This is a genomic window from Streptomyces wuyuanensis, assembly GCF_900103455.1.
GTDB classification, from domain to species: domain Bacteria; phylum Actinomycetota; class Actinomycetes; order Streptomycetales; family Streptomycetaceae; genus Streptomyces; species Streptomyces wuyuanensis.
In genome coordinates this window covers 70,259-86,832 of record NZ_FNHI01000002.1, presented here as the reverse complement: position 1 = coordinate 86,832, position 16,574 = coordinate 70,259, and the positions used below count along the sequence as shown (strand labels likewise).

Below are 16,574 nucleotides of genomic sequence, written 5' to 3'. Positions count from 1 at the left end.
CATTTCGTTCTCCCCCGGCGCTGACGCCTGGGTGGTGCCCCGGTCTCCGTCCACGCGGCTCAGAGCCGCGTCCTTCGTCGTCGTCTGCGGCCCGTCGGCCGCGCGCGCGTCACTCACAGCGCAACCTCTTCCTTGTTCTTGCGGGCCTGGGCGGCGAGCTCCTCGCCGACCTTCTGCTGCTGGCGGCGGAGCCCGTACTGGCGGACGAGTTCGTAGGACACGACGACCGAGATCACGATGAGTCCCTGCATGATCGTCGCGATCTCCTTCTCGTAGCCGAACTGGTCCAGGTCGGCCGAGGTCTTCTCGATGAAGGAGATGAGGAGCGCGGCGAAGAAGATGCCGATCGGGTTGTTGCGGCCCAGCAGCGCGATGGTGATGCCGGTGAAGCCGACGCCGGCCGGGAAGCTCAGGCTGTACGTGTGGGTCTGGCCCAGCAGCAGCGGCATGCCGACGAGACCGGCCATCGCACCCGAGATCAGCATGGCGGTGAGAACCATCTTCTTGGAGTCGACGCCGCTCGCCTGCGCCGCGGACTCGCTGGCGCCGGTGGCGCGCAGGTCGAAGCCGAAGCGGGTGCGGTTGAGCGTGAACCAGTAGACGATGCCGAGGGCGAAGGCCACGAAGGTGAAGCCGTAGATGGTGCCACCCTCCATCGCCAGGCCCGGGAACCAGCCGGACTCGGCGATCTGGCCGGTGGTCAGGTCGTTCGAGCCGGGCAGCTGCTCACCCAGGTTGGCGGGCAGGATCATCCAGGCGATCAGGCTGGTGGCGATCGCGTTGAGCATGATCGTGGAGACGACCTCGCTGACGCCGCGGCTGGTCTTCAGGACACCCGCGATACCGGCCCACAGCGCGCCGACCAGCATCGCGACGACCACGATCAGCAGGATGTGCAGCGGCGCGGGCAGCTCGACGGACGCGCCGACGACGGCGGCGAGCATCACGGCGAGGCGGTACTGGCCGTCCACACCGATGTTGAACAGGTTCATCCGGAAGCCGATGGCGACGGCGAGCGCGGCGAGGTAGTACGTGCCGGCCTGGTTGAGGATGTTGACCTGGACGTCCGTGAACTCGGCCGTCTGGAACATCAGCTGGTACGGCTCGAACGGGTCGCGGTCCGAGACGAGCAGCACCACCGAGGTGAGCAGGAAGGCGACGACCAGGGCGAGGCCCGGTCCGGCGATGCCGAGGAGCACCCGGTCCTTGTCGAACTTCTTCATCGGCCCTCACCGTTCTCGTTGTGCTCGAGGTGGCCGGTGGCAGCGCCGGTCATGGCCGAACCCAGCTCCTCAGGAGTGATCGTGGCGGGGTCGGCGTCCGCGACCAGCCGGCCGCGGTACATCACCCGCAGGGTGTCGGAGAGCCCGATGAGCTCGTCCAGGTCGGCGGAGATGAGCAGCACCGCCAGCCCCTCCCGCCGTGCCTCACGGATCTGGTCCCAGATCTGCGCCTGCGCGCCGACGTCCACACCCCGGGTGGGGTGGGCGGCGATCAGCAGCTTGGGGTGGTGGCTCATCTCGCGGCCGACGATCAGCTTCTGCTGGTTTCCGCCGGAGAGGGAGGCGGCAGTGACCTCGATGCCGGGCGTGCGGACGTCGTACTCGCGCACGATCCGCTCGGTGTCCTTGCGGGCCGCCTTGAGGTCGAGCAGGCCCTTCTTGCTGTTGGGCCGCTCGGTGACGTGGCCGAGGATGCGGTTCTCCCAGAGCGGCGACTCGAGCAGCAGCCCGTGGCGGTGGCGGTCCTCGGGGATGTACCCGATCCCGTCCTCACGGCGCTTGCGGGTCGGCACGTGCGAGATGTCCGACCCGTCGAGGGTGATCACACCGCCGTCGGGGTCGCGCATGCCCATGAGCGCCTCGATGAGCTCGGTCTGGCCGTTGCCCTCGACGCCGGCGATGCCCATGACCTCGCCCTTGTGGATGGTGAAGGTGATGCCGTCGAGAACCTCGCGGATGACGCCGTCGGGGTCTGTCGCGGTCAGCCGCAGCGCGTCGACGTTCAGCATCGGCACATCGGTCACGGTCGACTCGCGGGTCTCCGGCGAGGGCAGCTCGCTGCCCACCATCAGCTCGGCGAGCTGCTTCGGAGTGGTGGTGCGCGGGTCGGCGGTGCCGACGGTGGTGCCGCGGCGGATGACGGTGATGTCGTCGGCCACGGAGAGCACTTCGCCCAGCTTGTGGGAGATGAAGATGACGGTCAGGCCCTCGGCCTTGAGCTCGCGGAGGTTGTCGAAGAGCGCGTCGACCTCCTGCGGGACCAGCACGGCGGTCGGCTCGTCGAGGATGAGGGTGCGGGCACCCCGGTAGAGGACCTTGAGGATCTCGACGCGCTGGCGGTCGGCGACGCCGAGCTGCTCGACGAGGACGTCCGGGCGGACGTTCAGCCCGTACGCGTCCGAGATCTCCTTGATCTTGTTGCGCGCCTTCGCGCCGATGCCGTAGAGCTTCTCGCCGCCGAGTACGACGTTCTCGAGCACGGTGAGGTTGTCGGCCAGCATGAAGTGCTGGTGGACCATGCCGATGCCGGCCGCGATGGCATCGGCCGGGCTGTGGAAGCCGACCTGCTTGCCGTCGATCGTGATGGTTCCCTCGTCCGGCTTCTGCATGCCGTAGAGGATCTTCATCAGGGTCGACTTGCCTGCACCGTTCTCACCGACGAGGGCGTGGACCGTGCCCTTGCGGATGGTGATGTCGATGTCGTGGTTGGCGACGACGCCGGGGAAGCGCTTGGTGATGCCGCGCAGTTCTACAGCCGGCGGCGTTGACGGACTGGACGCGTTGATGACGCACTCTCCTTGGCGGGAAAGGAGCGAGAAAGCAGTGGGCAGGGCGGACGCCATAAGGGTGTCGCGCGGGCAGGGGTGGGGCGAAGTTACCGCGCTCCCAGGGGCTCTACGCGCGTAGCGATACCGAATAGCAAAAACCGATGGCCAGAACCTGGTCCGGGGTCCGGAAGGGCGGCTCGCACTGCCCCTCCGGACCCGGTGACCATCGGGTCGGGCCGCTCGGTTACGGAGCGGTCTTGACCTTGATCGTGCCGGCGATGATGTCGGCCTTGGCCTTGTCGACCGCGGCGGTGACGTCCTTCATCTCGGTGAAGGCCGGGTTGGAGGTGGCCAGGCCGACGCCGTCCTTGTCCAGGCCGTACCGGATCTCACCGGACTGCGGCTTGCCGTCCTTGACCGACTTGATCAGGTTGAAGACGGCGTCCGAGACGTCCTTCGTCACCGAGGTGAGGATGAAGTTCTTGTACGCCGCGAGGCCCTGCTGGTTGTACTGGTCCGAGTCGACGCCGATGGCCCACTTCTTGGCCTTGGCGGCCGCCTCGATCGAGCCCGAGCCCGCGAGACCGGCGGCGGCGTAGATCACGTCGGCGCCGGCGTCGAGCTGGCCCTGCGCAGCGGCCTTGCCGAGGTCCGGCTTCGAGAAGCCACCGAAGTCCGGCGGCTGGGTCAGGTACTGGACCTTGACGTTGACGTTCTTGTTGGTGTCCTTGACGCCCTGGACGTAGCCCGCCTCGAACTTCTTGATCAGCGGGGTCTCGACGCCGCCGATGAAGCCGACGGTGTTGGACTTCGTCACCTTGGCGGCGGCGACGCCGGCCAGGTAGGAGCCCTGCTCCTCGTTGAAGACCATGTTGGCGATGTTCTTGCCGGTCTTGGAGGTGTCGTCGATGAGACCGAAGGTGGTGTCCGGGAACTTCGGCGCGACCTCGGCGATGGCCGGGGCGTAGGCGAAGCCGACGCCGATCACCGGGTTGTTGCCGGCGCGGGCCAGCGACGTGAGGCGCTGGACCTTGTCCGGGTCCGCCTCGCCCTCGCTGGGCTCGGCCTCGGTGCCCTTGACACCGAGGTCCTTCTCGGCCTTGGCGAGGCCCGCGTAGGCGGCGTCGTTGAACGACTGGTCGCCGCGGCCGCCGATGTCGTAGGCGATGGCGGCCTTGGTGCCGCCGTCCGATCCGGCCTCGGACGAGGTCTTGCCGCCACATGCGGTGGCGGACAGCGCGAGAGCCGCGGACGCGATGCCCACGGTGGCGATCCTGGTGATCCGGCGCACTGAGAGGCTCCTTATAAACCTGACCGAAAGCGCCACTTCCGGCGCTGGTTTTGCGGCGATCGTAACGCGCGTAGATGTCAGGTAAAGACGTGTTCGACAGCCGTTATCGGATCGTCGCGTTGGACGAACGTCAGATGAACTGTCCGGTTACGATCGGTGGTCGTCCAGCAGCGCCGCCGCCGTGAAGAGTTCGACGCCGACGCGGATCGCCTCCTCGTCCACATCGAAGTCGCCTCGGTGCAGGTCGAGGCGGGATCCCGAGCCCGGAGTGCGGACGCCGAGGCGGGCCATCGCGCCCGGGACGTGCTCCAGATACCAGGAGAAGTCCTCGCCGCCGAGGCTCTGCTCGGTGTCCTCGATCGCCTGCGAGCCGCGCCGCGCCGCATGGGCGTCGCGCAGCAGCTCCGTGATCACCGGGTCGTTGACCACGGGCGGCACCCCGCGGATGTAGTTGATCTGGGACTTGGCCCGGTGCAGCGTCGCGATCTCGTCGACCGCCGCGTGCACCAGGTCCGGGGCCTCGCGCCAGGCGGGCAGGTCCAGGCAGCGGACGGTGCCCGCGAGTTCCGCCTGCTGCGGGATGACGTTGCAGGCGTGCCCGGACTCGATGCGGCCCCAGGTCAGGGCCAGTCCGGAGCGGGTGTCGACCCGCCGGGACAGCAACGCCGGGACCTCGGTGACGATCTTGGCGGCGGCCGTGACGAGGTCCGTGGTCAGATGTGGACGCGCGGTGTGGCCGCCGGGGCCGTCAAGGGTGATTTCCAGCCGGTCGCAGGCCGAGGTGATCGGGCCGATGCGCAGACCGATCCGGCCGACGTCGACGCGGGGGTCGCAGTGCACGGCGATGATCCGGCCCACGCCGTCCAGCGCACCGGACTCGATCGCGTCGGCCGCGCCGCCCGGCAGGACCTCCTCCGCGGGCTGGAAGATCAGCCGCACCGGGTGGGGCAGCAGGCCCTGCCGGTCGAGTTCGGCGAGTACCAGGCCGGCACCCAGGACCGCCGTGGTGTGCACGTCGTGCCCGCAGGCGTGGGCCCGGTCCGGCACGGTCGAGCGGTACGGCACGCCCGTCTTGGTGTCCGGGATCGGAAGGGCGTCGATGTCGGCGCGCAGCGCGAGCATGGGCCGGACCCGGTCCGTGCCGACGTCGCACACGAGTCCCGTGCCCGTCGACAGCACCTGCGGGTGCAGGCCGGCGGCCTCCAGCCGCGCCTTGATCGCGGCGGTCGTGCGGAACTCCTGGTTCCCGAGCTCCGGGTGCATGTGCAAGTCCCGGCGGAAGGCGATGAGTTCGGTGCGCAGGGGGTCGGACAGCGTGCCGGGCAGAACGTAGTCGCCGGGCAACTCGGCTTCGCCGGGGAGACCGGCGTCGGGCTCGCGGGACATCAACTGGTTCACCCGTTGAAGAGTAGGCCCCTTCAAGGCCCAACTAACTCGAGATCAACAAAAGTTCAGCCCTATAGGGGGAAGAAAATGCGTCTGACGACGCATGGCCGTCGTTCGGTGTGGGTAAGCTCACCCGCTCCTGACCACGATATGGACACTCCGGCCTCCTGTCGCGTCCAGGTCGCCCGTACGGGTACCCCGGGCCGCGCGGGGGGAACGTCCGTACGCAGGGCACCGCCCGCGCGCGGGTCTCACGGACCTTCGGTCGTGTGTCCGCAGGATGCCGGCCGGGCCCCGCCGGGGTCGGGGACACCGGGGCGCGCACCCGGCTCCGCTCCTCCCCGCCCCGGCCGGTCAGACGGGTGCCGAGAGGCGCCGCACGTGCCGCGCCGTCCCCGTGACCCCCGCGAGGAAGCCCTGGGCCCGGGGCGACGCCGTGTCCTTCAGCCATTCCGGGGCGATGTCGCAGACGGCCACCGTCACACCGGTGCCCGCGAGCGCCAGCGGCAGGGTGTGCACGACGGTGGACGGGAAGCTCAGCACCGTACGGCCGACCGGGCCGCGCCGGGCGATCAGCTCCAGCGGCAGATCGGGCCGGACGATCTCCAGACCGGTGGCCGCGGCGAGCCGGTGCAGCTTGTCCGCGCGCTCCCGGCGATGGGCGAAGTACCGGGTGGCGCCGTGCGCCCCGGCGAGCGAGGCGACTGCGTCCAGATACCGGTCGAGGTCGACCACCCCCGTCTCCACCAGCGAGGTTCCCACCAGGTCCGCACCCCGGGTGAGCAGCGGAGGGCCGAACCGCGAGCGGGTCCAGCGGAACCGGTTGGGGGTGACGGTGATGCCGTCCGGGGCCTCCTCCACGGGCATCGCGGTGAAGAGCTCGACGGCGCGGCAGCGCGACGGCGTGAGCCGGCGGCGGGCGGCCGCCGAGACCGGCGCGAGCAGCAGCTCACGCGGGCCGCGGCGGCCCCGGCGGTGCCAGCGCACCAGCCGTTCGCCGCGCGTCAGCTGCGCCACGAACTCCATGGTCGCCGTGCCGTCGTCGACCACCGTCAGCCGCCGGGTGCCCACGAGGGCGAGCAGGAGCTGCACATAGCGGGAGAACGGGTCGCCGATGACGATCCGCTCGGCCCGCCGCAGCACCGGGCCCAGCGCGCGCACGGTCCGCACGACCGCGTCCGCGCCGCCGCGGGCCTCCTGCCAGCGCACCGTGATCCCCTCGTCGCGCGCCAGCTCCGCCATCCGGCGCAGCTGGCCCCGGGACATGGGATCGGTGGGCGACAGCACGACGACCGTCAGGTCGCCGGCCCGGCCCGCCGCGGTGGGGGCGGAGCCGGGCCCCGGCTGCGCTGGTATCGCCGCGAGCGCGGGGGCGTGCGCCCACTCCAGGACGTTCAGCAGCTGGACCGGGCTCTCGACGAAGGCGAGGTCCATGGTCGTCAGACCGCGGCCGGCTCGGCCCGCTCGCCCTGCTCGGCCTCGGCGACGACGCCGGGGACGCGGCGGAGCTTCCTCATCGGGGCGAGCTCGGACTCGTAGACCTTCTTCACGCCGTCGCCGAGGGCCGCCTCGATGGTGCGGATGTCGCGGACCATGCGCTGCAGACCGCCGGGCTCGACGGAGGCGGCCTGGTCCGAGCCCCACATGGCGCGGTCGAGGGTGATGTGGCGCTCGACGAAGGCGGCGCCGAGCGCGACGGCGGCGAGCGTGGTCTGCAGCCCGGTCTCGTGGCCGGAGTAGCCGATCGGCACGTTCGGGTACTCCTGCATCAGGCTGTTGATGACGCGGAGGTTGAGCTCCTCGGCCTTGGCCGGGTACGTCGAGGTGGCGTGGCAGAGGAGGATGTTCTCGCTGCCGAGGACCTCGACGGCGTGCCGGATCTGCTTCGGCGTCGACATCCCGGTGGACAGGATGACCGTCCTGCCGGTGGCGCGCAGCTCGCGCAGCAGTTCGTCGTCCGTGAGGGACGCGGAGGCCACCTTGTGGGCGGGGACGTCGAACTTCTCCAGGAAGGCGACGGCCTCGGTGTCCCACGGGGAGGCGAACCAGTCGATGCCGCGCTCGCGGCAGTGCTCGTCTATGGCGCGGTACTCGTCCTCGCCGAACTCCACGCGGTGGCGGTAGTCGATGTACGTCATCCGGCCCCAGGGCGTGTCCCGCTCGATGTCCCACTGGTCGCGGGGGGTGCAGATCTCCGGGGTGCGCTTCTGGAACTTGACCGCGTCGCAGCCGGCGTCGGCGGCGGCGTCGATCAGCGCGAAGGCGTTGTCCAGGTCGCCGTTGTGGTTGATGCCGATCTCGCCGGTGACGTAGACGGGCCGGCCGGGACCGGCGGTCTTGCCGCCGAGGGTGCGCAGACGGGCGTTCATGTGGGGTTCCTTACCGGGTGGGCGTGCTGGGGGTGGGGGTGCTGAGGGTGGGGCCGAGGAGCCAGGCGGCGATCTCCCGGATCGCGCCCGCGCCGCCCGGGGAAGTGGTGACGGCGCGGGCCGCGGCGCGCACGGAGTCGTGCGCGCTCGCCACGGCGACGGGCCAGCCGACCATCCCGAAGCAGGGCAGGTCGTTGACGTCGTTGCCGGCGTAGAGGACCCGCTCGGGCGCGACCTCGTTCTCCTCGCACCAGCGCTTCAGGGCGGCGTCCTTGCGGTCGATGCCGTGCAGGACGGGGAGGTTGAGCTTGCGGGCGCGGGCCGCGACGACGGGGTTCTGTTCGGTGGAGAGGATCAGCAGCTTCAGCCCGGCGCGGCGCAGCGCGGCGATGCCGAGGCCGTCGCCGCGGTGCACGGCGACGAGTTCGCGGCCGTCGGAGTCGACGAGTACGCGGTCGTCGGTCTGGGTGCCGTCGAAGTCGAGGACGACGGCGTCGACGTCCGCGTGGGTGGGGACGGCCGCCGGGTCGAGCAGGGGCGCCAGGGCGCGGGCCCGGGCGAGGTCGTGCGGGTCGTCGATCTCCAGGACCCGCGCGGGGTCGGTCTCGACGAGCGCGGTGCGCCCGAAGAAGCGGTGCCCGTGGACGCGGAGGCCACGGGCGTCCATGGCATAGGCGGCGCCGGTCTCGAGGAAGTCCTCGGGCCGGTCCTGCCGCCGGGGGCGGTGGCTCTTGTCGTGGTTGACGCCGCGGCCCCCGCCGTCGGCGGCACGGGCGGAGGCGCCCGCCCCCGGCGAGCGGCGCCAGACGAAGGCGTGGAAGGGCGCGACCGCGACCGCGGTGTCGGCGCCGTCCTTCGCCACGGCGGAGGCGACGCGGTCGATGTCCTCGTGGGTCAGGAACGGGCTGGTGCACTGGACGAGGAGGACCACGTCGACGGTGCGGCCGTGCGTCGCCTCGTAGGCGTCCATGGCGTGGAGGACCGCGGACTCGCTGGTCGCGGTGTCGCCCGCGATGCCGGCGGGGCGCTCGACGCAGTGGACCCGGCCGGCCGCGCCGAGGGCCGCTCCGGCCGCCAGCGCGGCGTCAGCGATCGCCGGGTCGTCGGTCGACACCACGACATCGGTGACCAGGGAGGATCCGGTGCAGGCCCGGACGGCACGCGCGACCAGCGGGAGGCCGCCGACCGCGGCGAGGTTCTTGCCGGGCACGCCCTTGGAGCCGCCCCTGGCGGGGATCACGGCGAGGACGGTGGTCATGGGATGGGGGCTCCTTCGGGCCTGCGGAACGGTCACAGCTCGCCCATGCGGCGGATGACGGGCGCGACGCGCTGGACGCCGTGGCGGTAGGCGCCGCGTGCCGCCCGGCGCACCGCGTCGCGGAGGACGCGGCGCACCCCGGTGGGCTCGGCGGCCGGCGCCGCTCCGGGCAGCGGGCGGCCGTCCGGGGCGAGGCGGTGGCGGGCGAGGATCCCCGGCAGATAGCCGGGCGCCGTGGCGGGGGTGTAGTAGGGGGTGAGGGGCGGGAGCTCCGGCCGGCGCAGCAGTGCGGCCACCCGCTCGCGCGCCGCGTCGAAGGCCGTCTCGTACCGCCCGTCGGCGGCGACGCCCTGCCGGGCCAGCCACTCCTCGTCCGGTACGGGCCGGTCGCCGCGGTCGAGCCGGTCCCAGGAGGTGAGCAGCCCGGAGCCGAGGAAGTGGTGGTTGCCGAGCGCCTCACGCACGCCGAGATCGGTGAGGATCGCGGTGGGGATGCGCCGGTGGAGCGCTTCGAGCGCGGCGGTCGAGGAGACGGTGACCAGCAGGTCCGTCCGGTCCAGGACCTCGCCCATGTGCCCGTACACGAGGCTGAGGTTCGGGGGCAGCCCTCCCGGGAGCCGCTCGGCCAGCCGCTGGTACGGGAGTTCCTCCAGGTGCGTGGTGTGCTCGCCGGGGCGGGAGCGCAGCTTGAGCAGCACCTCGCGGGAGGGGTGCAGTCTGGCGTGCCCGGCGAGCCGGCCGAGCAGGTAGAGGCGATCGGACCGGCTCTCCGGGACGGACGGCTGGACGGCGAAGACGACCGTGTCCCGCCCTTCACGCCGCTCGTACGGGGCGCCGCCGAGGAACGGCAGCGCCGCCTCCGTGACCGGCGTGGCATCGGCGCCGACGCCCTCGTACACGGCACGGAACCGGTCCGCGTCGTGGCGGGAGTTGGCGAGGACGACGTCCGCGCCGTGCCGGAGCAGCAGTCCGTCGGCGAGCTTCTCGTAGACGACGCCGACGTAGCCGGTGACCAGCACGGGCCGGCGGGGCAGCCGGAGGGCCGCGATCCCGTGGAGGACGGCCTGAACGGCGCCGCCGACGAGGGCGAGGACGACGACGTCGTACCCCTCGTCGCGCACCGCCCGCAGGAACTCGGCGCCAGTGACCTCGCGGACGGTGTCCGCCGCGACCCCGACCTCGGCGAGCTGCCGCGCGGTGGGCGTCGCCCGCCCGCGCAGCAGGAATCCGGCCGGTGCGGCGGCACCCGCCGGATCGTCCCCGGCGGCGATCCGGCGCGCGGTGAGCGCACCCCACTTCCACCGGGTGTCGGAATCGGCGAGCACGGCGACGCGCGGCGCCTGGCTGGTACGTGATGACACGCCGAGGACGTTAGAAAGGCATTCGGCTCGGCGGCCCAACTGGGCAGCAACAAATGGTTAACAGCGCGTCGACGAACAGCGAAAGCGCCCGGGAGGCGTGCGGGTTAACAATTCCGCCGCACCTTGTTCACCCGCCGTCCCTCCCGCCGACAGAGCGAATGCCGGGGCCCGCGCCTAATGTCCGGCGCGTGGTCAAGCTCTCGGTCATCGTGCCCTTCTACAACGTCCGGGCCTACGCGCCCGACACCCTCGGAAGCCTCCGGTCGAACGCCCGCGAGGACTTCGAGTTCCTGCTCGTCGACGACTGCTCGACGGACGGGACCCCGGAGATCCTGGAGCGTGCCGAACGCGAGGTGCCGGGAGCGGTCCTGATCGGACGCGCACGGAACGGCGGGCTCGCCACGGCCCGCAACACCGGCCTGGACGCCGCCCGGGGCGAGTACATCACCTTCCTTGACGGCGACGACTGGCTGGCGCCGGGCTACTACGAGCGGCTGCTCGCGGCCGCCGAGGGCCTCGGCGTCGACTTCGTCCGCACCGACCACGTGCAGTGCACGGCCCGCGAGCGCAAGGTCTTCCGGGTCCCCGTCGGCCGCCGGAACGAGGTGCTCCGGCCGCGGGACGCGATCCTGCCCACCGACCGGTCCACCTCCGTCGACTACCCCATGGCCTGGGCCGGGATCTACCGGCGGGAGTTGCTGGACCGGGGGCTGCTGCACTTCACGGACGGGCTGCGCACCGCCGAGGACCGGCCCTGGATCTGGCGGCTGCACCGCGGTGCGGAGTCCTTCGCCGCGGTCGGTCTGCTCGGGATCTTCTACCGCCGGGGGGTCGCCTCGTCACTGACGCAGATCGGAGACGTACGGCAGCTCGATTTCATCAGGGCTTTCGACCAGGTGCTCGAAGAAACCGCAAACGATCCTGAATCCGAGCGGCTGATGCCGAAAGCCGTAAGAACCTACTGTGCCGTCATTTCCCATCACCTGGGATCGATAGAGAGGTTCGAACCGGCTGTGGCCAGGAAATTGCGTTCCATGAGCGCGGACGCCCTGCGCCGTATGCCGCAGGACATTCTCCAGGACGCACTCGACGGCATGGACGGCGAACGCTCTTCCCGGCTGCGCAGGCTGCGCCGCCGGGCGCCGGGCGCACCCGCGGTCTCCGGCACGGCGGGAGCGGCCTGATGCGTACGACGACGAGCACCGGCCCGGGCGCCGGCACCGCGCGGAGCACGCAGATCTTCTTCGCCTCCACCCTGTACGGCGCGGCGACGCTGGCGGCGGCGCTCGACAGCGGCTGCTTCGCACCGGCCGACCGGCGGCTGCTGCTGGTGAGCAACAACGCGACGACCCCCGAGACGGCGCCCCCGGTCGACCGGATGCCGGGCTTCGAGCGGTTGCGCGGCCGCTTCGACGGCGTGCTGTCGTGGAACGAGGCGATCTCGCCCTTCCATCCGGGCGGCTGGTCGCCGCGCCCGGACGACGTCCCGATGTGGGAGCGCCACCTGCGGATGCTGTGGGACCTCGGGGACGACCGGATCGAGCTTGCTCTGGAGTCCATCCAGGTCAACCCCGCGCTCGCGGTGGCCCAGTTGTTCCCCGACGCCCGGCTCGACGTGTACGCGGACGGGCTGATGAGCTACGGGCCGACCCGCAACAGGATCGATCCGCTGGTGGGCGAGCGGGTGCGCAGGCTGCTGCACCTCGATCTGGTGCCGGGGCTGACACCGCTGCTGCTGGAGGAGTTCGGCGCCCGCCCGGAGACGGTGCCGACCGAGGCGTTCACCAAGGTGGTCGCCGAACTCTCCGCGGACGCGGGGGAAGCAGAGGAAGCGGGGGTCGCGGCGGACGAGGGCGAGGGGCCCGCGCTGCTGCTGGGGCAGTACCTGGCGGCCCTGGGCATCCTCACCGCCGAGGAGGAGGAGGACCTGCACGTGCGGATGGTGCGGGGGGCGGTCGCCCACGGCCACCGCCGGCTCGTCTTCAAGCCGCATCCGATGGCGCCGGCGGCGTGGTCGCGGGCCCTGGAACGCGAGGCGGAGGGCCTGGGTGCCGAACTGACCGTACTGGACCGGCCGGTGCTGGCGGAGGTGCTGTACCGGCGGCTGAGGCCGGCGCTGGTGGTCGGTTGCTTCTCGACGGCGCTGCTGACCGCGAGCACGTTCTACGGCATCCCGGTCGCGCGGGCCGGGACCGAGCCGCTGCTCGACCGGCTGAAGCCGTACCAGAACAGCAACCGCGTGCCGGTGACGCTGGTCGACACGCTGCTCCCCGATCTGGAGACCGGGCACCCCGGTGCCCCGCGCCCCGTGGACGAGGAGGTGTCGGGGCTGGTCCGGGCGGTCGGCTTCGCGATGCAGCCGCAGGTCCGCGCGGATCTGCGCGTGGCGGCGGAGGCCTACCTGACGGCCCGTCTCACCGCGGGTACCGCACGCTACTTCAAGCGCCGCCGCCTGACCGTCCTCGGCCTCCCCGGCAGCCTCCCGGTCCCCCGCCACGCCGCGGTCCGCCGCATGGCCCGCAGGGTCCTCCGCCTCAAGCGCGCCGCGCTCGGCTGACGAGGGTCGCCCCACCCGAGGCCGGGGCGCGCCGGGGAAGCCCCGCTTGGCCCGCCCCGGTGCGGGGCGAGCGCGATGCCTCTCCCCACCGCGCGAGACTCGCGTGCACCCGGCCGGCGCCCGGAGATCACGGCCATCACGCATCGGCAAATCGGCGTCACGTCTGAAATCGCTCGTTTGTCGGTTCAATTGACTTGGTGATCGTGGAGCGTCTAGAACCTCGTTGCCGCTGCGCACGGCTCCGTACCGGCAGGCGGGACGCCGACCCGGGCGCCGGGCGGATCAGCCCGTACCTCGACCGCCCGTTCAACAAGGGAGAAATTGCAGTTCATGCATGTTCTCTGCGTCGACACCACGCGACGGTTCCGGCTGACCCGGATCCGCCACAGACGACCGGCCTTCCGTCCGATGGGCCGGGTGGCGTGACATGGGACGCGATGGACGCGGAGTGCGGCTTGCCGTACGGGTGCTGGTCCCTGCCGGGCTGGCTCTGGCTGCGGGGGCGATCCTGGTGATCGGCACCAGTCACACGTCGGCCACCGTCAACGGCAGCGCCATGGATCCGACCTATTCCCCCGGTGAACTCGTCCTCCTCGAGAGAGTCGACGCGGGTGCGATAGAGCGAGGTGACGTCGTGCTCTACCGGACGGGGAACCGTTACATGGGCATGGCCGTACTGCAGCGCGTGATCGGCATGGGCGGCGACCGCATCAGGCAGAGCCCCGGCGGGCCGGTGACGGTGAACGGGAAGCCGCTCGCCGAACCGTACGTGAAGGACGGCGATCCGTCCGGCATGGCCCAGGAGTACGACGTGGTGGTGCCTGAGGGGCGGCTCTTCCTGCTCGGCGATCACCGTGCGAACGCCAACGACTCCCGCTTCTTCCTCACCGAGCAGGCGGGCAGCGTCGCGGCCACCGCGGTCCAGGCGCGGGTACCCGACAGCCGCGCCGGACTGCTCGTGCCGGCATTGACAGCTCTGCTCGGGCTTCTCGTCGCCGCCGGCGGGCTCACGGCAGGAACGGTCTCCTGGGTCAAGCGGCGGACGGGCCGTGGGAGACGTACACGATGAAACACGTGTCATCCGGCTTCTTCCCGCTCCACACGGGGGCCGGATGCAGCTGACGGCCCGGCCGAGGTGCACGCGTCCTACGGCGAGGGCCTGTACCTCGTGCGTCCCGAGGGCTACATCGGCTGGGCCGGTGAGGACCCGGCCGGGCTCGCGACCGGCTCGGGAAGGTCATGCGCTGCTGAGCGACAGCTTCACCGCGAAGCCGAGGAACAGCGCGCCCGCCGCGGAGGTGGCGCCGGCCGACAGCCGCCTGCGGCGCCGGAAGGCGTCCGCCAGATGGGTGCCGGTGAAGATCAGCAGGGTGAGGTAGAGGAAGCTCGCCAGCTGGGCGAGACCGCCGAGGACGGTGAAGGACACCGCGGGATAGGCGTACGCGGGGTCGACGAACTGTACGAAGAAGGCGATGAAGAACAGGATCGCCTTCGGGTTGACCAGGCTGATCACCAAGGCCCTGCGGAACGGCCGCTCACCCGGCGCGGACCCGTCCGCCGGCTGACCGTCCCGGGGCTCCGTCAGATCCCGCCGCGACCGCCACATCGACCAGGCCGCGCGGAGCATGCCGACGGCGAGCCACGTCAGATAGCCCGCACCGGCGAACTTCACCACCGAGAACAGCACGGCGTTCGCCTGGAGCAGCGAGGCCACACCCGCCGCGGACAGCACCATCAGCACCGTGTCCCCGCACCACACACCCGCGGCGGCCTTGTACCCCGTGCGCACCCCTCGGCGCGCGGCGACCGATAGCACGTAGAGGGAGTTGGGCCCCGGGAGGAGGATGATCAGGACAAGTCCCGCGAGATACGTCGGCAGATCGGTGACACCCAGCATGAGGCGGAGTGTCGCACACGGGTACGACAGCCCGCCTCCGCGTTCCGGATGGCGGAAGGGCGGTCAGAACACGTCACTGGGGACGTAGGTGCCCCACACCTCGCGGAGGGCGTCGCAGACCTCGCCGACCGTGGCCCGCGCCCGCAGCGCCTCCTTCATCGGATAGAGGACGTTGTCCGTGCCGGCCGCCGCCCGGCGCAGCTCGTCGAGGGCCGCGTCCACGGCCACCCGGTCGCGTCCGGCCCGCAGCTTCGCCAGCCGATCGGCCTGCTGGGCCTCGATCGCGGGGTCGACGCGCAGCGGCTCGTACGGCTCCTCCTCGTCGAGGGTGAAGCGGTTGACGCCGACGACGACCCGTTCGCCGCCGTCCGTCTCCTGCGCGATGCGGTAGGCGCTGCGCTCGATCTCACTCTTCTGGAAGCCGCGTTCGATGGCGCTCACCGCGCCGCCGAGGTCCTCCACCTTCCGCATCAGCTCCAGCGCCGCGGCCTCCACGTCGTCCGTCATGCTCTCGACCACGTAGGACCCGGCGAACGGGTCGACGGTGGCGGTGACGTCGGTCTCGTACGCGAGGACCTGCTGGGTGCGCAGCGCCAGCCGGGCCGACTTGTCGGTCGGCAGCGCGATCGCCTCGTCGAAGGAGTTGGTGTGCAGCGACTGGGTGCCGCCGAGGACGGCCGCGAGCCCCTGCACGGCGACGCGCACCAGATTCACCTCGGGCTGCTGGGCGGTGAGCTGCACGCCGGCGGTCTGGGTGTGGAAGCGCAGCATGAGCGACTTCGGGTTCTTCGCGCCGAACTCGTCGCGCATCACCCGGGCCCAGATGCGGCGCGCGGCGCGGAACTTCGCGACCTCCTCCAGGATCGTCGTCCGCGCGACGAAGAAGAACGACAGCCGCGGCGCGAAGTCGTCCACGTCCATGCCCGCCGCGACGGCCGTCCTGACGTACTCGATGCCGTTCGCGAGGGTGAAGGCGATCTCCTGCGCGGGGGACGCCCCGGCCTCGGCCATGTGGTAGCCGGAGATCGAGATCGTGTTCCACTTCGGGATCTCGGCCCGGCAGTACTTGAAGATGTCGGCGATCAGCCGCAGCGAGGGCTTGGGCGGGAAGATGTAGGTGCCCCGGGCGATGTACTCCTTGAGCACGTCGTTCTGGATGGTCCCGGTCAGCCGGTCCGCCGGCACGCCCTGTTCCTCGCCGACGAGTTGGTAGAGAAGCAGCAGCAGCGCGGCGGGCGCGTTGATCGTCATCGACGTGGAGACCCGGTCCAGGGGGATGCCGTCCAGCAGCACCCGCATGTCGTCGATCGAGTCGACGGCCACGCCCACCTTGCCGACCTCGCCGTGCGCGATCGGCGCGTCGGAGTCGTGTCCCATCTGCGTGGGCAGGTCGAAGGCCACCGACAGGCCGGTCGTGCCGTTGGCGATGAGCTGCTTGTACCGGGCGTTGGACTCGACGGCCGTGCCGAAGCCCGCGTACTGGCGCATGGTCCACGGGCGGCCCGTGTACATCGACGGGTAGACACCGCGCGTGAAGGGGTACGAGCCGGGCTCGCCCAGCTTCTCCCCGGGGTCCCACCCTTCGAGGTCGTCCGGCCCGTAGACCGGTTCGATGGGCAGACCCGACTCGGACTCGCGCGCCATTGGTGTGCCTCCCGGTAAAGCTACTCGCCAGTACGCAACTC

13 protein-coding genes are annotated in these 16,574 nt (G+C 71.3%); 3 read left to right on the top strand and 10 right to left on the bottom strand.

Annotation, left to right across the window (positions count from 1 at the left end):
- Positions 1-113: 113 nt before the first annotated feature.
- From BLT82_RS03465 to BLT82_RS03430, 8 genes are all read right to left on the bottom strand, one after another.
- Positions 114-1,223, bottom strand: coding sequence for an ABC transporter permease (locus tag BLT82_RS03465; protein ID WP_093652308.1), 1,110 nt, complete (start codon positions 1,221-1,223; stop codon positions 114-116).
- Positions 1,220-2,845, bottom strand: a complete 1,626-nt coding sequence (locus tag BLT82_RS03460; RefSeq protein WP_107490227.1) for an ABC transporter ATP-binding protein — start codon at positions 2,843-2,845, stop codon at positions 1,220-1,222. Before BLT82_RS03460 ends, BLT82_RS03465 begins: the two co-directional genes overlap by 4 nt.
- Positions 2,846-3,014: 169 nt before the next feature.
- Positions 3,015-4,061 (bottom strand): BMP family lipoprotein, encoded by a 1,047-nt coding sequence (locus BLT82_RS03455; protein ID WP_093652307.1) that lies wholly within the window; start codon positions 4,059-4,061, stop codon positions 3,015-3,017.
- A 147-nt stretch (positions 4,062-4,208) separates the two neighbouring features.
- Positions 4,209-5,447, bottom strand: a complete 1,239-nt coding sequence (locus tag BLT82_RS03450) for a M20 family metallopeptidase (protein WP_093652306.1) — start codon at positions 5,445-5,447, stop codon at positions 4,209-4,211.
- A 354-nt stretch (positions 5,448-5,801) separates the two neighbouring features.
- Positions 5,802-6,881, bottom strand: a complete 1,080-nt coding sequence (locus BLT82_RS03445; protein WP_093652305.1) for a hypothetical protein — start codon at positions 6,879-6,881, stop codon at positions 5,802-5,804.
- A 5-nt stretch (positions 6,882-6,886) separates the two neighbouring features.
- On the bottom strand, positions 6,887-7,816 hold the full coding sequence (locus tag BLT82_RS03440) for an N-acetylneuraminate synthase family protein (protein WP_093652304.1): 930 nt from the start codon (positions 7,814-7,816) through the stop codon (positions 6,887-6,889).
- Between the two features lie 10 nt (positions 7,817-7,826).
- The gene (locus BLT82_RS03435; protein WP_093652303.1) at positions 7,827-9,074 is read right to left on the bottom strand and encodes an acylneuraminate cytidylyltransferase; all 1,248 of its coding nucleotides are present in this window, start codon (positions 9,072-9,074) and stop codon (positions 7,827-7,829) included.
- A 32-nt stretch (positions 9,075-9,106) separates the two neighbouring features.
- Positions 9,107-10,435 carry a DUF6716 putative glycosyltransferase gene (locus BLT82_RS03430; RefSeq protein WP_208867680.1) on the bottom strand — a complete coding sequence of 443 codons (1,329 nt, stop codon included), beginning with the start codon at positions 10,433-10,435 and terminating at the stop codon, positions 9,107-9,109.
- 188 nt (positions 10,436-10,623) lie between these two features.
- On the opposite strand from BLT82_RS03430, the gene BLT82_RS03425 reads away from it, so the two are divergent.
- From BLT82_RS03425 to lepB, 3 genes are all read left to right on the top strand, one after another.
- The gene (locus BLT82_RS03425; protein WP_093652301.1) at positions 10,624-11,619 is read left to right on the top strand and encodes a glycosyltransferase family 2 protein; all 996 of its coding nucleotides are present in this window, start codon (positions 10,624-10,626) and stop codon (positions 11,617-11,619) included.
- A complete protein-coding gene (locus tag BLT82_RS03420) occupies positions 11,619-12,992 on the top strand; it encodes an alpha-2,8-polysialyltransferase family protein (protein ID WP_093652300.1) in 1,374 nt (457 codons plus the stop codon). The genes BLT82_RS03425 and BLT82_RS03420 overlap by 1 nt, the downstream gene beginning before the upstream one ends.
- 427 nt (positions 12,993-13,419) lie before the next feature.
- The gene (gene lepB / locus BLT82_RS03415) at positions 13,420-14,061 is read left to right on the top strand and encodes a signal peptidase I (RefSeq protein WP_093652299.1); all 642 of its coding nucleotides are present in this window, start codon (positions 13,420-13,422) and stop codon (positions 14,059-14,061) included.
- A 168-nt stretch (positions 14,062-14,229) separates the two neighbouring features.
- Here lepB and leuE read toward each other — a convergent pair whose 3' ends face one another.
- A complete protein-coding gene (gene leuE / locus BLT82_RS03410) occupies positions 14,230-14,889 on the bottom strand; it encodes a leucine efflux protein LeuE (RefSeq protein ID WP_093652298.1) in 660 nt (219 codons plus the stop codon).
- A gap of 63 nt (positions 14,890-14,952) precedes the next feature.
- Positions 14,953-16,533 (bottom strand): acyl-CoA mutase large subunit family protein, encoded by a 1,581-nt coding sequence (locus BLT82_RS03405; protein WP_093652297.1) that lies wholly within the window; start codon positions 16,531-16,533, stop codon positions 14,953-14,955.
- Positions 16,534-16,574: the final 41 nt, after the last annotated feature.